A 16,648-nucleotide genomic window follows, 5' to 3' on the forward strand; every position below is an offset into this window, starting at 1 on the left:
ATTACAGCAACTCCGCAATGTGTCGGTGTATGAGCGATGAAGACGACCTCCGTGCGGAGGTACGGGACCTCCGCGCCGAGGTCGATGCCCTCCACACACGCATCGCCGCCCTTGAGTCGGAGCTAAACACCGACCCGCCGCCGTCAATCGAGGCTGAAACTGCCGGCACAGTAGTCGGGTCGGACACGGCGACTCCCGAATCGGAGTCCGGGGATGGTTCGGAGCCAGGGACAGAGACCCGCGAGACAGCTGCCGGCAACGCACCGGCCGACGAACGGAACTGGGAGCGCAACATCGGGATGAAGTGGCTCGGCGGGGTCGGCAGCCTCGCGCTGGTGGTCGGCGTCGTCTTCTTCATTCGGATGGCCATCGAGGCGGGCTACCTCGGCCCGCTCGGGCGTGTACTCACCGGCACGGCAGGTGGGCTCATACTGCTCGCTGGCGGCCGGTACGCCGCCGAGGCACAGGGCTACAGCCGGTGGGGACGACTCGTCGCCGGGACTGGCCTCGCAATCGCGTATTTCAGCGTCTACGCAGCCTACGGCTTCGAGTCGTACCGCGCTGCCATCGGAGCGCCACTGTGGGCGGTGCTGCTGGTCTTGACAGCTCTCGTGGCCGCCACCGCGGCGCTCTCGGTCCGGGACCACGCACCGGCTGTCGCCGGCGAGGCGTTCCTGCTGGGATACGTCACTGCCTACGTCGGACTCGACGCCGGTTCCTTCGTCGTCTCGCCGGCCTACGTCGTGCTTCTCACGGCCGGGCTCGTGACCATCGCCGCTGTCCGCCCGTGGAGCCGGCTCGTCCTCGGCAGCGTCCTCCCGGCCTACGTGCTCCACGTCGCCTGGACGAACAGGCTGGAGCCACCCGACACGGTCGCCGCCGTCGTCCTCGCCGCAACGTTCGCTGTCTACGCCGCTGGTGTGTACGTACTCCGTGCGAGCGACCGAACGGACCGGTGGCACCGCCGACTGGTGGAAGCGACGACCGCGTCCAATGCCGTGTTCGCCGCGATCCTACTGGAAAGCGTCGTTCGTCGCCTTCTCCCGACGGCACCGGACGGAGTAGCTGTCGGCGCAGTCGGACTCGCCCTCGGCGGTATCTACGCCGTCACGGAGTCACGCCTGAGACAGCAAAACAGCGCCGCTGGGGTGCTTGCCGTCGTTCTACTCGCGATCAGTGTCATCCTCGCGGCCGACCCGTTCGCCGAAACCGTCGGCCTCCTCGTCTTGCTCTGTGGAGCGCTGGCGCTTGGAACCAGTCGCGATGCGGGAGCGGTTCGCATCGGCGGGCACCTCGTCGCTGTCGGAACCGTCGCCAAACTGCTCGCCGTGGACGCGACCAGATTACCGGCGTTCTCGCTTGCGACCGTGACGGGACGGCCGGCCGCCTACCTGCTGGGAATCGCGGTTTTCTACGTGCTCGGTCGATGGTTTGGCGGCGCATCGACGACGGTACCCGGCATTGACCGCGAACTCCCGGTGGCCGCTCCGTACGCCTGGACCGCGACCGGACTCGCAGTGGTACTTCTGGGACTGGAGCTTTCGGGAGCGAGCCTGTCGGTTGCCTGGGCAGTGCTGGGGCTCGCATTCGTCGGGGTCGGCCTTGCGCTGGACGACCGCGGTCGCCGGCTTCAGGGCGTCGTCGTCCTCGGCCTGGTGACGACCAAGGTGTTCCTTTACGACACGCGGGGGCTCGATACGCTCGCTCGAACCCTTTCGTTCCTCGTGCTTGGCGGTATTCTGCTCGTTGCCTCGTACGCGTACGCCCGCTGGCAGGGCGAAAAGCCGCTCCAGCGACTGTCTGGCTAGACCGCTGCACGGCACTGATTCGACCACGCGGCCGCCACAAAGGGTTTTGGCCATGCCTGCCCTCCCTCCCGTTGTGACCGCGTACGACCTCTCGCGCTATCTCAACGTCCGGAGCGCCTACGGTAGTTCGTTCGCGCCGGACGGGACGCTCGCTTTCCTGATGAACACGACCGGCGTCGCCCAGCTCTGGTCGCTTACCGAACCACAGGGCTGGCCCGAACAGTTGACGTTCTACGACGACACTGTGAGTTTCGTCGATTACTCGCCCGAGCGCCAGGAACTCGTCTTCGGCATGGACGAGGGCGGCAACGAGCGAGCGCAGCTATACCGGCTCGACGCGGACGGACACGTCCACGAACTCACCGGGATGCCCGACGCGAAACACCGCTGGGGCGGCTGGTCGCCCGACGGCGAGCGCTTCGCGTTCGCGTCGAACCGCCGCGACGAGGCTGTCTTCGACATCTACGTACAGGACCGCGACGCGACCGGTGACGACGCGGAACTGGTCTGGGAGGGCGACGGCTGGCTCTCGGTGGGCGGATTCTCGCCCGACGGCGAGCGCCTGCTGGTCAGCGAAGCCCACTCCAGTTTCGACCAGGACATCTACGTGCTGGACATCGACAACGGGGACCTCAGCCATCTCACGCCACATGAAGGGAAAGTCCGCTACACGAGCGCGTCGTGGGGGCCGGAGGGCGATGCAGTGTATCTCGTCACCGACGCCGAAAGCGACACGCTCGAACTGGCTCGCCTCTCGCTCGACGGCGACCTCGACATCGTCCGATCGGACGATCAGTGGAACATCGACGGCGTCGCGCTGGACAAGGACAGTGGCCGCCTCGTGTACTCGCGCAACGTCGACGGCTACAACGAACTCACCGTCGGCGAACTGACGGGGCCGACGACCATCGAGACATTCCCGACGCCGGACCTGCCGGGAGGGTTGGCTGGCGGCGTTTCCTGGGGACCCGACGCCGAGCGTTTCGCCGTCAGCGTCACCGGCCGGACGGTCAACACCAATGTGTTCGTCGTTGAGGCCGAAACCGGGGAGAGCGAGCAGTGGACGGCCGCCTCGACGGCCGGCATCCCGCGTGAGACGTTCATCGAGCCAGACGTCGTCAGATTCGACTCCTTCGATGGACGAGAAATTCCTGCGTTGTTCTCGCTGCCGGACGGTGCAGCTAACGAGAGCGGCACTGCCGGCGAGACGCCGGTCATCGTCGACATCCATGGCGGCCCGGAGAGCCAGCGGCGCCCGTCGTTCTCGGGGCTGACCCAGTACTTCCTCTCGCGAGGCTACGCCGTCTTCGAGCCGAACGTCCGCGGGTCGACCGGCTACGGGAAGGCTTACACGCACCTCGACGACGTCGAAAAGCGGATGGACTCGGTGAAAGACCTCCGGGCCGGTGTCGACTGGCTCCACGACCACCCGGCTGTCGACCCCGACCGAATCGTGGCGATGGGCGGGTCTTACGGCGGCTTCATGGTGCTTGCGGCCCTGACCGAGTACCCGGACCTCTGGGCGGCCGGCGTCGATGTGGTCGGCATCGCCAACTTCGTGACGTTTCTGGAGAACACCGGCGACTGGCGGCGCGAACTCCGCGAGGCCGAGTACGGATCCCTCGAAACGGACCGCGAGTTCCTCGAATCTATCTCACCTATCAACAACGTCGATCGCATCGACGCGCCGCTGTTCGTCCTCCACGGAGCCAACGACCCGCGTGTCCCGGTTGGCGAGGCCGAGCAAATTGCCGAGCAAGCGGCTGAGCAGGGCGTTCCCGTGGAGAAGCTCGTCTTCGACGACGAGGGCCACGGCATCAGCAAGCGGGAGAACCGCATCGAGGCGTACACCGCCGTCGTCGAGTTCCTCGACGAGCATGTCTGAGACATCCGGCCGAGTGCTGTGGCGGACGTGGATTACAGGGATCACAGCCGGCCCATAGGGCGGTTTCAAACTGTGAGAGCGTTCAGGCGGATTTATTACGCTGCCGAAGCACCGTTTCGTATGGAGATAGCCGAGCGCTCGCGAGCGCGGGTTCAGGAGCGCCTCGCCCGTCTCGAACAGGAGTTCGGCTCGACGCCGGTGGACCAGACCACCTTTTCGGTGGGTTCGGAGGCGTACCAGCGTGCTGTCGAGCGCTCACGGGAAGGACAGGTAGACGTCCACGCGTTCGTCCACAACGAGTCGGGCGACGTGTTGCTGAGCGACGCTGACGGGTCCTGGGAGATTCCTCAGGGCCAGACACAAGGGGGTGAGCGGCCGGCGGCAGCGGTCGAGCGGGTCGTCACCGAAACGGCCGGCGTCGCGTGTACGATTCGAGACGCGGTGCGGGCGACCATCTGTGGCGTGCGAAACGAGGCGGACCCGGACGCCGAGACGGTGTATCGGCTCAGCATCGTGTTCGACGCCGAAATCAACAGCGCCAAGCTCGACAGCGATGCTACCGAAACAGCCGACGGCGCTGACGCGTCGATCCGGTGGGACGACGCGAGCGATGTCGCGGTCGCAGAACTGGTTTAGATAACGCCGGTAACGGTCGCTGCTTCGATAGCCGCTTCTTCACTCATGCCGTCACCGAGCACTGTGTAGCGGTCGCGAATCTGGTGGGCCGAGGTCAGCGCTTCGATCACGGTTTCGTCGTCGATACCGAGTTCGTCTGCCGTTGTCGGTGCGCCGATGGCGGCCAGTGCATCTCTGGCGTCTTTCCACTTCCCTTTCTGGCCGCTGTGGAGGTATTCGGTCATGATCGAGCCGACACCGACCTGATGGCCGTGAAGCGCGCCGTCGGGGACGAGCCGGTCCAGTTGGTGAGAAAACAGGTGTTCCGCGCCGCTCGCCGGACGCGAGGAATCTGCGATGGACATCGCAACACCCGAAGAAACGAGCGCTTTCACGACGATCCAGGACGACTCCTCTAGCCCCTGTTTTATCGAGTCGGCACTCTCGACGAGCATCTCGGCAGTCATCTGAGAGAGTGCACCGGCGTACTCGGAGTAGTGGACGTTCTTGAGCCGGTGAGCGAGCTGCCAGTCCCGGACCGCGGTGTAGTTGGAGATGATGTCGGCACAGCCGGCGGTGGTCAGCCGCCAGGGGGCCTCCGCCAGCACCTCGGTGTCGGCGATGACGGCCAGTGGCGGCTCTGCGGCGACGCTGTGGCGCGTGTCACCTTCGGGAACTGAGCCGCGACCGGAGACGATACCGTCGTGGCTCGCGGCCGTCGGCACCGAGACGAATCCCAAACCCAAGTCGTCGGCCGCCATCTTCGTGATATCGATGGCCTTCCCGCCGCCGACGCCCAGCAGGAAGCCCGCGTCGATCTCCGACGCGTGGTCGATGACCTGCTGCACGGCGTCGAAACTGGCCTCATCGATGACGATTTCGGATGGGTCGTACCCCTCGTCCTCGAACTGTTCGACGACCCGCTTGCCGGCGACATCATGTGGCGTCGGACTGGAGACGACCAGCGGCCTGCCGGTCAGATGGAGTTCGCTCACGGCCTCGATTGTCCGGCCGAGGACCCCGTGCCCGACCACGACGTTCCGGGGCAGGCGGATCCAGGTGCGTTTCTCGAACATGGTTGCCTGTCTCCGGGCACGCGTGAAAACAGTTTAGGTGCGACGAAGGAGAAACAGGTGGCCTCACTCCGCGCTGGCGATGACGAACAGGTGGCGCGCCGCTGCAGATCGCTGCTATACTGTCAGGCGGTCGATGAGCGCTGCCTCCGTGTCACGGTCCGGTCCGAACTCCCGGCCGGTTCGGTCGTTCTCCCGATGCTCGGCGACAGTCACGGCCAGTGCCGTCTCGTGGGGCGTCGATGACCAGCCTAGGTCGCGGAGCTTCGCCGTCGACAGCAGATGTGGTGACTCGCGGTAGATGGGGAAATCATCGGGTTCCAGCCCCGCAGCCCCGAGTTCGCGCTCGCCGACCCCGATTGTTTCGACATCTGTCTCGTGTACGCCGGCGAGTAGGTCGACCCACTCCCGGAGCGTCGGCGCGTGCTCGTCGCCAACGTTGTAGGCCTCGCCGGCCGTCCCCCGCTCCGCGACGAGACGGAGCGCACTGGCCACGTCCTCGACGTAGACCATCTGCCACAGGCTGAGGCCGTCGCTGGGAACCACGATCCGGTCGTACTCGGCTACGCGGTCGACCCAGTAGGCGAAGCGCTCGGTGTAGTCGTGGGGGCCGTACACGACGGTCGGTCGGACGCTCATCGCCCGCACGCCGTCTTCGGCGGCGGCGAACACTTCGCGATCGCCTTCGGCTTTCCGGGGACCATAGGTCTCTGCGCTGTCAGTTGTGGCCTGCTCGGCAGTACAGCCTGCGAGCGGTGTCTCCCCCTCCCGCTTGGGTGTCCGTTCAGCGCCGTAGGCCGCACCGCTCGAAATATACACGTACGCGTCGACATCGGCGAACACGTCGGTCGCCACCCGGACATCCTCCGGGAAGTATGCCACACAGTCGACGACCACGTCCGGGTCGACCCGCTCACGAGCGGTTTCGAGTGTCTCCCGGTCGGTCCGGTCGCCCTCGATGTGGGCGACATCGGTGTCTGTGAACGGATTCTGACGCTGTCCGCGGGTGAGCATCGTTACGTCGTAGCCTGCGTCGCGGAACTCGGTGACTGTGTGCCGACCGATGAACCGACCGCCGCCGATGACGAGGACACTGTCCATACGCCGTGCTCGGACGGGACCAGCAAAACAGTGTGGCTCACCGACAGCGTCTGCCGCGGTCCAACAGTTGACACCGAGTGTTTACCGAGGTGGCATGACGACCGACACCCCATCATCAGAACGGGCGATAGAGTCGGCAGTGTACGGTGTAGGACGACATCTCAGGGGGCAGATATTTTTACGTAGTCGGGCAGTAACAGATGCAGTGACAGGTAAGTTGCGTGCTGTCTCTTCAGTTATTTCGGTTATCCTCCTCGTGGCGGTAACTGTCGTTCTCGCAGCAGTGCTGTCAGTGGCGACGCTCGGCCTCGCGGAGAACCTGGATGACACAGCGCCTGTGATCAGCCAATCAGACGGTGAGTTCGCCCCGCAGAATGGGTTCGACGGGGGCATCGTCCGTATCAGGCACGTTGCTGGAGATATCGTCCGCGTCTCCGAGATTGAGGTGGCCGTCAGTGCTGACTGTGGCGGCGATGGGACTGAAAAGCACGGGCGGTTAGTCAATCTCCCAGTGAAATCCGATGACCGGCCACAGAGCGACAACATCGAGGGCGATGACATCTTTGATGAGAGCACTGGCTCGCTTACAGAGCGCGGTGCTGATGATACCGGGGCTCTGGTTATAGACGAGTTCCGCCCCGGAGATGTGATTGTCTTCCGGATAGCGGGCGGGGACTGTGACTTGCAGCCGGGCGACACAGTGACCGTCCGAGTCGTGCACACCCCGTCAAACGCGGTTATTATCCAGCAGCAACTAACTGCGTGACTCGACAGGTACGCTGTGTCCCGATATCGATCTGCCACTGCGCAAGACCGGTAGCCATTTTTGACGAACGGCGGGGCGGAAAAAACGAACGAGGCGTACCCTCGTGTCTGCGATCAGTTGCCGGCCGTCGCGTTCGTTACGTTCGTCGAGAACCCAGTATCGGCGCTGGAAGTATTTCCGCCGCTGCTTCGGCCAGTCTGCAGGATGATGGGCGTTCCTTCGTCGTCAGTCGCCAGAATTACCTTATCCGAATCGTCGATGCTCTGGACGTACTGCTGTTTCAGCACCACCGGGTTGTCCCGAAGCGCCTCACCGCGAATCTCGATGACTCGGGCGTCGGCTTCGGCCTGAATCTCCTGCCGTTCCTTGTCGCGTTCAGCCTGTTGAATCTCGAATTTCTTTTCTTCGACACGTTGCTTTGCGATTTCCTTGTCGTTGAGCGCCTGGTCGTACGAGTCCGGGAGGTCAACGGTCCGAACCTGTACCTCTTCGAGGACGAGCGCTTCGCCCTCGAACGCAGATTCGAGTTTCTGCTGTGCTGCCTCGCCGAGTCGCTCGCGGCCGTCGTTGGTGTATATCTCGCTCGTCTGGATACCTGCGGCCTCATCACGGAGCTGCGACCGGACGGACGGTCGGATAAGTCGCTCCTCCGCCTGGCCGACGGTCCGCCATTCAGTGACGAATCCTGATGCGTCTGATTCTTGGATCTTGTACCGGACGGTGATGTCGATGTCGACCGTCGTCCCATTGATCGTCTGGACGGTCACCGCATCGGCTTGTGACGGTCTGTCGCCTTCGCCCTCTGTGTTGGCCATGGTGTAGGTCCGTGGCCGGATTTCCACGTCCTGAACCGAATCCTTGACTGGCACGATGATGTGTGCGCCCGGCTGGAGTTGATCGCCGGTTACCGCGCCGAACGATTTCTGGACACCGACGTGGCCTTCGGGGACCTGATGGTAGCCACCAAACAGGGCTATTGCGACGGCGAGGGCGACAACGACACTGACCGCAATGCGGAGACCTCGGCCGACATCGATGTCGATATCCGATCCAGAATCGGGGTCAGGTCCGGGAATGTCACTCATGCTGTGCTCCGATGCGATACGACAGTTGGTTGTACGGGGACCATGTCCAGCACTTTGGCCCGACAGCTATAGGACCAGCGGTTGATTGGCACAGTGTCGCATCACAGCTACCAGAACTCATTCGATTGTAGTCGCAAAGAAGCGGGCTGTGACCGACAACGTCTACAAAAACGTGGAATAACGGCGCTTCAGTCGTCTGTCGAGGCGGCGAAGTCAGCCTCGGCGGCTTCGGCACTCGGCGCGGCCTTGGCCGGTGGCTCGTTGCGCACGTCGTCGCGCTCGCGGTCGGCGATGACCTCGGCGTAGGCGTCGGGCATCACCTTCGTGAAGTTCTCAACTTCGGTGTCCCAGTCTTCGAGCAGCTCGGCCGCCCGGTCGGAGTCGGTGTAGGCCGCGTGGTTCTCAACGAGTCGGGTGATCATCTGGCGGTCCTTCCCTTCGAGCGTATCGGCCAGTGACACCATGCCGGTGTTTGCCTTTGCTTCGAACTCGCCGTCGGGGTCGTAGACGTAGGCGACGCCGCCGGACATCCCGGCCGCGAAGTTCTTGCCTGTCTCGCCCAGCACGACGATCGCACCGCCAGTCATGTACTCGCAGCCGTGGTCGCCGACGCCCTCGACGACGCCCTTGACGCCGGAATTGCGGACGGCGAAGCGCTCGCCGGCCATGCCGTTGACGTAGGCCTCGCCCTGGGTCGCGCCGTACAGCGCGACGTTGCCGATGACGATGTTCTCCATCGGATCGAAGGAAGCCTGGTCCGGCGTGTTCACGACGAGCTTCCCGCCGGAGAGGCCCTTGCCGACGTAGTCGTTGGCCGTCCCGGTCAGTTCCATCGTCACGCCCTGTGCGAGGAACGCGCCGAAAGACTGGCCGGCCGTGCCATCGAAGTCGACCCGGATAGTGTCGTCTGCGAGGCCGTCACTGGCGTGCTCGCGGGAGATACGGTTCGAGAGTGTTGCCCCGACCGCGCGGTCGACGTTGCTGATATCGGTGTCGATTGCGACCGGGTCACCGCTGTAGATGGCGTCCTCGGCGGCGTCGATGAGGTCCCAGTCGAGCTGTTCGTCGACCTCGTGGGTCTGCTCGCGCTGCTTGTAGCGGCCATCGTTGTCGGCCGGCTCGGCGATGACTGAGGAGAGGTCAAGCTTCTGGGCCTTGGGCTGGCTCACGTCGTCGCGCTGTGCCAGCACGCTCGGCCGGCCGACCATCTCGTCGATGGTCTCGAAGCCGAGTTCGGCCATGATCTCTCGCAGTTCCTGAGCCACGAACGTCATGTAGTTGATGACGTGCTGTGGCTCGCCGGGGAACCGCTCGCGGAGGTTCTCGTTCTGCGTGGCGATGCCGACCGGGCAGGTGTTCTCGTGGCACTGCCGGGCCATCACACAGCCGGAGGTGACCAGCGAGGCGGTCCCGAAGGTGTACCCCTCGGCACCGAGCAAGGCGGCGACAGCCACGTCGCGGCCGGTCTTCATGCCGCCGTCGGTCGTCACCTTGATGCGCGAGCGCAGGCCGGTCGCCCGGAGCATCTGGTTGGCCTCTGAAACACCGAGCTCCCATGGGAGGCCAGCGTTCTTGATGGAGGTCTTCGGCGACGCGCCGGTCCCGCCGTCGTGGCCCGAGATGTGGACCACGTCGGCGTTGGCCTTGGCGACGCCGGCCGCGATAGTCCCGATGCCATCCTCCGAGACCAGTTTGACGTTGATGTCGGCCTCGGGGTTCGCGGCCTTCAGGTCGTGGATGAGCTGCTTCAGGTCCTCGATAGAGTAGATATCGTGCAGCGGCGGCGGCGAGATGAGGCCGACGCCCGGCGTCGCGTACCGGACGTGAGCGATCATCTCGTTGACCTTCTTGCCGGGCAGGTGGCCGCCCTCGCCGGGCTTTGACCCCTGGGCCATCTTGATCTGGAGCTCGTCGGCCGACGCGAGGTAGTCGGAGGTGACACCGAAGCGGCCGGAGGCGACCTGCTTGGTCGTACACTCCTTCTCGGTGTCGAACCGCTCGGGCGGTTCGCCGCCTTCGCCGGTGTTAGCGTTGGCCCCGAGCCGGTTCATCGCGATGGCGTTGTTCTCGTGCATCTCGGGCGACAGCGACCCGAGAGACATCGCCGCCGTCTCGAAGCGCTCGACGATGTCCTCGACCGGCTCGACGTCCTCAATGGGGATGGACTCACGGTCGGAGTCGAATTCGAGCAGGCCGCGCAGCGTCTGGAGTTCCTCGTTCTGGTCGTTGACCAGTTCAGCGAACTCCTTGTACGTGTCGTAGTCACCCATGCGAACGGCCTGTTGGATCTTGCCGACCGTGTTGGGGTTCCACTGGTGGTGGATGCCGTTCGAGCGGAACTCGTACTCGCCCTGGCGGGGCATGTCGGGCTCCTCCTCGCTCCAGGCGACATCATGGCGCTGGGTGAGGTCGTCCTCGATTTCCTCGATGCCGATACCGTCGGTCCGGCAGGTCGTCCCCTCGAAGTACTCGGCGATGAAGTCCGAGGAGAGGCCGACGGCCTCGAAGATCTGGGCACCCTGATAGGACTCGACCGTGGAGATACCCATCTTGGCCATCGTCTTCAGCAGGCCGTCCTCAACGGCAGTGATGTAGGCATCGATGGCATCAGCCAGGTCCGCGCCGTCCGGTCCGGCCACCAGGTCCTCGATAGTCTGGTAGGCCAGGTACGGGTTGACGGCCCCGGCTCCGTAGCCGATGAGCGTCGCGAAGTGATGGACCGCACGCGGGTCAGCGGACTCGACGACGAGCCCGACGTGGTTGCGGAGACCGTTGCGGACGAGATGGTGGTGGATGCCACCGACGGCAAGGAGGCTCGGAATGGGCACGCGGCCTTCGCTGGCCGCACGGTCCGAGAGCACGAGAATGTCGTGTTCCCGTGCTGCGGCGTCGGCTTCGGCCCGCACGTCTTCGACGGCCTGGCGAAGGTCCCCGTCCTTCTCGTAGGTGATGTCGATGACCTTCGTGGACATGCCGTTGGCGTCCAGATCTTTGATCGACTGGGTCTCCTCGTCGGTGAGGATCGGCGAGTCCAGCACGAGCTGGCGAGCGTGGCCCTGGCTCTCGTCGAGGATGTTGCGCTGGTGGCCCAGCCGGGACTCCAGCGAGGTGACGAGTTCCTCGCGGATGTAGTCAAGCGGCGGATTCGTTACCTGAGCGAACAGCTGCTTGAAGTAGGTGAACAGCGGGCGGTTGAACTGCGAGAGCACCGACAGCGGCGTGTCGTCACCCATGGAGCCGACGGGGTCTTTCCCCTTCTCGGCCATCGGCTCGATGAGGTGGTCGACCTCATCGTACGTGTAGCCGTACATCGCCTGATGGCTCCGGAGTGCGTCCGCAGGGTCCCGGGGTGCGTTGTCTTCGCGGTCGGCGACCTCGTCGATGTCAACCTGTTCTTCGGCGACCCACTCACCGTACTTGTCGTCAGTGATGTCATCGAACACTTCCGCGTCAGGGATAACACGTCCCTCTTCGGGGTCGGCGAGGAAACACTGTCCGGGCTGGAGACGCCCGCGCTCCTGAATCTCGCTGGCGTCGTGCTCCAGCGCACCGGCTTCAGAGGACATCACGAGCGTGTTGTCCTCAAGCACGTCGTAGCGGCACGGGCGGAGGCCGTTCCGGTCCAGCACGGCACCGATGCGGTCGCCGTCAGTGGCTGCGACGAGCGCCGGGCCGTCCCACGGTTCGACCAGCGAGGCGTGGTAATCGTAGAAGTCACGACGGTCACCGGTCACGTCGTTCATCTCGCCGCGCCAGGCCTCGGGGATAAGCATCCGGAGGGCGTGGGGGAGGTCGCGGCCGCCCTGGAGCAGGAGTTCGAGCGCGTTGTCGACGCTCGCGGTGTCAGATTGCTCGGGGTCGTCGATGATGGGCTTGATCTTCTCCAGATCGCCCTCGAACTCGTCGCTCTGGATGTCAGTTTCCCGAGCGCGCATCCAGTTGATGTTCCCCTGAATCGTGTTGAACTCGCCGTTGTGGATGACGCGACGATACGGATGGGCGAGGTGCCATGCGCCAAGCGTGTTCGTCGAGAACCGGGCGTGGACCATCGCGAACGTCGACTGCATCCGCTCGTCTTCGAGGTCTGGATAGTAGTCTTCGAGCTGTTCGGCCTTGAGCAGGCCTTTGTACACCACGACGTCGGTTGCGAGCGAAACGACGTAGAAGCGCTCGTGGCCCGGTGGCTTTTCCTCCTCAACAGTGTTTTCGAGCGACCGGCGGCCGATATAGAGCTGGTTCTCGAAGGCGTCGCCGGTCTTGCCCGTCGCGGAGGTGACGAAAAACTGGACGATGTCGGGCTCGGATTCGAGCGCCGTCGCGCCGAGGTCGCTGTTGTCTGTGGGAACGTCGCGCCAGGCCAGGACGTCCAGATCCTCCGCGGCGAGTTCCGTCTCGACGAGGTCTTTCAGACTCTCGGCAACCTCGTCGTCCTGCGGGAGAAAGAGCGTGCCGACGGCGTACTCGCCAGCGGGTGGCAGGTCGGCGTCGACTTCGGCGGCGAAAAACTCGTGTGGAATCTGGAGCATGATGCCCGCTCCGTCGCCCGTATCTTGCTCGGCACCCGTTGTCCCTCGATGTTCGAGGTTGTCGAGGAGTTCGAGTCCGTCCGATACAACCCAGTGGTCGCTGTCGCCGTCGAGGTCCATGACGACCCCGACACCACAGTTCGACCGTTCGTCCGTGGGATCTGCAAGCCCGGCGTCGCCTGCAGAGAGACCTGTCTGTCGCTCAACCATGTGTTTCACGACTGGGGATGCCACTATAAGAGGGTAATCCTAATGGTATTAGTGTTGTTTAACCCCACATTAGGGAGTATATATTTGTCACGATTGTTTGAACTGTATCACCATTTATAAATAATCGTACCGAGGCTGGCGGTTTACATCGTGTTCAGCCGAGCACGGGTGCAGATGACTGCTCGATACCCGAAACGTACGCCGTCATGTCAGTTGTCGTCAACATTCCGACCACTCCTTCCGTTTCGTCGACGACAGGAAGGTGGTGGACACTGTGGTCCAGCATTACGCTTGCGGCCGCCTCGATGGGGTCGTTTGCCGTTACCGTAACCAAGTCCGTCGTCATGAATTCGGACACGTCTAACCCCGCCGTATCGCCTCCTTCTGCGGCGATTTCGACGAAGTCTGTGGAGGTGAGAATCCCCAGCAACGCTCCGTTAGGGTCGACGACGACAACGGAGCTAATGTTCTCGTCAAGCATCCGCTTGGCGACCGCTTTCGCGTTCGCATCGGCGGCAACAGTGGTGACAGGCGATGACATAATTCGTCCGACAAACACGTCGTCCATGACAGCTGATAACATAGGCCGAGATATAACCGTGTTGGTTCCGGATATCTATCCATTTCACTTGCTGGGAAATATATAAGGTCATAATATTCGTCACTCGCTGCGACGGATGTACCCACTCAACTAATCGCCCGCTGTCTCCGACACCCACTCCAACTGATCGTTTGCATCAGGGCTGTTGATCCTCCGCTGCTGTCATGTACTGTCTGAAGTGCTACATTTCCCACGACGGTATCTGTTCGCCGTTTGGCGTTTGTATGACTGTAGTCTGACGGCTATTTATATACATAGGGACAGCAGAAAGTATCGGGGGCACGGAGGAAAATGTCACACGCTCCCCGACCCCATCCTTCCTTCAGATTGCTGGCTGTACCTTTGTGAAGACACACACTCCCTCAGCGGTAGCAATGTGCTTCACGGCAGCATCAGCCGGCAGTTATCTATGCAAGCTCTTCGTATATGAATTAAACCATGTCTGGTCATGGCCCCAGCGTCGCCATCGCCTGTCAGGGCGGCGGCAGCCACAGCGCGTTTACCGCCGGTGCGCTGCAACAACTCCTACCAGCGGTCAACGCCGAGTACAATCTCGTAGGGTTGAGTGGCACCTCAGGCGGCGCTCTCTGTGCAGTCACGGCCTGGTACGGCCTGCTCAGTGAGGGCCCCGACTATGCCGGGGCGCTACTGGAGGAGGTCTGGTGTGATGTCGCCGCGACGACGCCACCCTCGTTCCTGCTGAACGAATCTCTCGTGTGGCACAAGCGACTGCAGAACCGGATGCTCCCCGTGGCTGATATCTCGCCCTACGCGGCATCGGGCGCTGTCGGCCACGACTGGTACCTGTCGCTGCTTGACCGCCACATCGCGTTCGAGGAGTTCGACAGCCTCGCCGAGGAGGCCCCGCCACACGTGACCGTCGGCACAGTCAACGTCAACAACGGCGTGTTCGAGACGTTCACCGACGCTGCCATCACACCGAAGGCGGTGCTGGCCTCGGCTGCGTTCCCGCTGCTGTACAAAGCCGTCGAGCTGAACGGCCACTGGCACTGGGACGGCCTGTTCTCACAGAACCCGCCGATTCGGGAGTTCCTGACCGGCGACCGGCCGAAACCGGACGAGATCTGGGTCATCCAGATCGAGCCACAGACTCGCGACGATCGCCCAACATCGCTGGCAGAGATCACCGACCGCCGGCAGGAGCTGTCCGGGAATCTCTCGCTGAATCAGGAGCTGTTCTTCGTCCGGAAAGTCAACGACTGGGTCGAAAAGGGGTATCTCCCGGACGATTTCAAACACGTGGAGATACGGCGACTGCAACTCGATGAAAAGCTGACAGCAGCCTCGAAACGCGACCGCGACCTCCGGTTCATCGAGGACCTCATGGAAACGGGCCGAGCCGAAGCGGACGCGTTTCTGGAGCGGGTGCCGGAGGACGTAACCGAACCACCTGATCAGTAGCTCTTCGCGAAGTACGCCGTCTCCTCGGCGTCCTCGCCACAGATGGCGCAGTCGTCGTGGATTGGCTCCTCGTCGCGGTCGAGGGGCACCATCACGATTTCGGCCGCAATCGCGTCCTTGATCGGCTCCTCGCAGTCCTCGTCGCCACACCAGCCACACTTCACGTAGCCGCCGTGCTGGCCGATGGTACCAAGGATTTCCTCGCGGGACTCAGCCTCACGGATTTCGCCCTCCAGCGTCTCCTCGGCGTCGGCGTATAGCTTGGCGTGGACAGTGTCGAGGTGGTCGGTGACGGTGTCAGCGATGCCGTCGCGGTCGACGGTCTCCGTCTCGCCGTCGGGTCGGTGGACCAGCGTGGCCTCTCCGTCCTCGACCTCGTGGGGGCCGATTTCGACCCGGAGAGGAACGCCGTGGAGTTCGTGTTCGTTGTACTTGAAGCCGGGATTGCGGTGTTCGCGGTCGTCGAGTTCGACGCGGACGCCGTCCTCGTCAAGTTCGGCGGCGAGGTCGGCGGCGTAGTCGATGACTTCGTCCTTGTTGTCCTCCTGCCAGATCGGCACGACGACGACCTGATCGGGCGCGAGTGCGGGCGGAAGGACGAGTCCCTGGTCGTCGGAGTGGGTCATGATGAGCGCACCCATCGCGCGCCAGGACAGTCCCCACGAGGTCGTGTGAGCGGTGTTCTCCTCCTCGTCGGCGTCGGCGTAGGTGATATCGAACGCCTCACCGAAGGAGGTCCCGAGGTAGTGGGAGGTAGCGGCCTGCACGGTCTTGCCGTCGGGCATCAGCGTCTCGATGGTGGTCGTCGTGTGCGCGCCGGGGAACTTATCATGAGGAGGCTTGCGTCCCTTCAGCGGCGGCATCGCCATGACCTCCTCGTAGAGGCGGGCGTACTGGTCCAGACGGGTCATCGTCTCCTCCCACGCGCCGTCCTCGTCGGCGTGGGCGGTGTGACCCTCCTGCCAGAGGAACTCCTTGGTGCGGAAGAACGGCTTCGTCTCCGTTGCTTCCCACCGGACGACCGAGCACCACTGGTTCAGTCGCATTGGGAGGTCCCGGTGCGAGCGGGTCCACTGCGCCATGAATGGCGCGATAATGGACTCGCTGGTGGGCCGAACCGCGAGACGCTCTTCGAGTTCGTCGTGGCCGCCGTGGGTTACCCACGCCACCTCGGGGTCGAATCCTTCGACAACGTCTTTCTCCTTCTCCAGATAGCTCTCGGGAATGAACAACGGGAAGTAGGCGTTCTGGACGCCAGTGTTCTTGAACCAGCCGTCGAGGTTGTTCTGGATACGCTCCCAGATGGCGTAGCCACGTGGGCGCGTGACGATGAATCCGCCCATAGGGGCGTAGTCCGCGAGGCCGGCCTTCTGGACGACCTCGGCGTACCACTCGCCGGGTGAATGCTCCTTGCTCTCGGTGATGCCGAGTTCCTGCTCGCCACTCATTAAGTGTGTCGTAGCCCACGGCGCTAATAAACTCCCCGAAGGGTGGTGAACCGCTGGCACGCCGACCGCCCGTTCTGCGCCGGACTCTGCGGCAGCGGGATCACCGTC

General features: G+C 63.6%; 11 protein-coding genes. 5 read left to right on the forward strand and 6 right to left on the reverse strand.

Features of this window, described 5'->3' with window-relative positions; translation table 11 throughout:
- Nucleotides 1-29 precede the first annotated feature (29 nt).
- The 3 genes from C443_RS08045 to C443_RS08055 all read left to right on the forward strand — a co-directional run bounded on the left by C443_RS08045 (nt 30) and on the right by C443_RS08055 (nt 4,329).
- Nucleotides 30-1,808, forward strand: coding sequence for a DUF2339 domain-containing protein (locus tag C443_RS08045; protein ID WP_005535436.1), 1,779 nt, complete (start codon nt 30-32; stop codon nt 1,806-1,808).
- 73 nt (nt 1,809-1,881) lie between these two features.
- Nucleotides 1,882-3,693 carry a S9 family peptidase gene (locus C443_RS08050; RefSeq protein WP_005535438.1) on the forward strand — a complete coding sequence of 604 codons (1,812 nt, stop codon included), beginning with the start codon at nt 1,882-1,884 and terminating at the stop codon, nt 3,691-3,693.
- 120 nt (nt 3,694-3,813) lie between these two features.
- A complete protein-coding gene (locus C443_RS08055) occupies nt 3,814-4,329 on the forward strand; it encodes an NUDIX domain-containing protein (protein ID WP_005535439.1) in 516 nt (171 codons plus the stop codon).
- Here C443_RS08055 and C443_RS08060 read toward each other — a convergent pair.
- Nucleotides 4,326-5,384, reverse strand: a complete 1,059-nt coding sequence (locus C443_RS08060) for an NAD(P)-dependent glycerol-1-phosphate dehydrogenase (RefSeq protein ID WP_005535440.1) — start codon at nt 5,382-5,384, stop codon at nt 4,326-4,328. The two genes, C443_RS08055 and C443_RS08060, sit on opposite strands and share 4 nt — an antisense overlap.
- A 114-nt stretch (nt 5,385-5,498) precedes the next feature.
- Nucleotides 5,499-6,482, reverse strand: a complete 984-nt coding sequence (locus C443_RS08065; RefSeq protein ID WP_005535441.1) for an NAD-dependent epimerase/dehydratase family protein — start codon at nt 6,480-6,482, stop codon at nt 5,499-5,501.
- 94 nt (nt 6,483-6,576) lie between these two features.
- On the opposite strand from C443_RS08065, the gene C443_RS08070 reads away from it, so the two are divergent.
- The gene (locus C443_RS08070; RefSeq protein ID WP_080505464.1) at nt 6,577-7,248 is read left to right on the forward strand and encodes a type IV pilin; all 672 of its coding nucleotides are present in this window, start codon (nt 6,577-6,579) and stop codon (nt 7,246-7,248) included.
- 113 nt (nt 7,249-7,361) lie between these two features.
- Here the strand turns inward: C443_RS08070 and C443_RS08075 are convergent, their stop codons facing one another.
- The 3 genes from C443_RS08075 to C443_RS08085 all read right to left on the reverse strand — a co-directional run bounded on the left by C443_RS08075 (nt 7,362) and on the right by C443_RS08085 (nt 13,637).
- Entirely contained in the window at nt 7,362-8,333 is a 972-nt protein-coding gene (locus tag C443_RS08075) for a prohibitin family protein (protein ID WP_005535443.1), read from the reverse strand.
- A 188-nt stretch (nt 8,334-8,521) separates the two neighbouring features.
- Nucleotides 8,522-13,069 carry a glutamate synthase large subunit gene (gene gltB / locus C443_RS08080; RefSeq protein WP_005535445.1) on the reverse strand — a complete coding sequence of 1,516 codons (4,548 nt, stop codon included), beginning with the start codon at nt 13,067-13,069 and terminating at the stop codon, nt 8,522-8,524.
- A 154-nt stretch (nt 13,070-13,223) separates the two neighbouring features.
- Nucleotides 13,224-13,637, reverse strand: a complete 414-nt coding sequence (locus C443_RS08085) for a CBS domain-containing protein (protein WP_005535448.1) — start codon at nt 13,635-13,637, stop codon at nt 13,224-13,226.
- Between the two features lie 471 nt (nt 13,638-14,108).
- On the opposite strand from C443_RS08085, the gene C443_RS08090 reads away from it, so the two are divergent.
- Nucleotides 14,109-15,092 carry a patatin-like phospholipase family protein gene (locus C443_RS08090; RefSeq protein ID WP_005535450.1) on the forward strand — a complete coding sequence of 328 codons (984 nt, stop codon included), beginning with the start codon at nt 14,109-14,111 and terminating at the stop codon, nt 15,090-15,092.
- Here C443_RS08090 and proS read toward each other — a convergent pair.
- Entirely contained in the window at nt 15,086-16,540 is a 1,455-nt protein-coding gene (gene proS / locus C443_RS08095; RefSeq protein WP_005535452.1) for a proline--tRNA ligase, read from the reverse strand. The genes C443_RS08090 and proS overlap by 7 nt on opposite strands.
- Nucleotides 16,541-16,648 lie beyond the last annotated feature (108 nt).

This window comes from Haloarcula argentinensis DSM 12282, from assembly GCA_000336895.1.
Lineage (GTDB): Archaea > Halobacteriota > Halobacteria > Halobacteriales > Haloarculaceae > Haloarcula > Haloarcula argentinensis.

Coding starts and splice junctions, on each gene's coding strand:
- C443_RS08065 (WP_005535441.1), bottom strand. CDS start 6,482: ATGGACAGTGTCCTCGTCATCGGCGGCGGTCGGTTCATCGGTCGGCAC.
- C443_RS08075 (WP_005535443.1), bottom strand. CDS start 8,333: ATGAGTGACATTCCCGGACCTGACCCCGATTCTGGATCGGATATCGAC.
- proS (WP_005535452.1), bottom strand. CDS start 16,540: ATGAGTGGCGAGCAGGAACTCGGCATCACCGAGAGCAAGGAGCATTCA.
- C443_RS08060 (WP_005535440.1), bottom strand. CDS start 5,384: ATGTTCGAGAAACGCACCTGGATCCGCCTGCCCCGGAACGTCGTGGTC.
- C443_RS08085 (WP_005535448.1), bottom strand. CDS start 13,637: ATGGACGACGTGTTTGTCGGACGAATTATGTCATCGCCTGTCACCACT.
- C443_RS08045 (WP_005535436.1), top strand. CDS start 30: ATGAGCGATGAAGACGACCTCCGTGCGGAGGTACGGGACCTCCGCGCC.
- C443_RS08070 (WP_080505464.1), top strand. CDS start 6,577: ATGACGACCGACACCCCATCATCAGAACGGGCGATAGAGTCGGCAGTG.
- gltB (WP_005535445.1), bottom strand. CDS start 13,069: ATGGTTGAGCGACAGACAGGTCTCTCTGCAGGCGACGCCGGGCTTGCA.
- C443_RS08055 (WP_005535439.1), top strand. CDS start 3,814: ATGGAGATAGCCGAGCGCTCGCGAGCGCGGGTTCAGGAGCGCCTCGCC.
- C443_RS08090 (WP_005535450.1), top strand. CDS start 14,109: ATGTCTGGTCATGGCCCCAGCGTCGCCATCGCCTGTCAGGGCGGCGGC.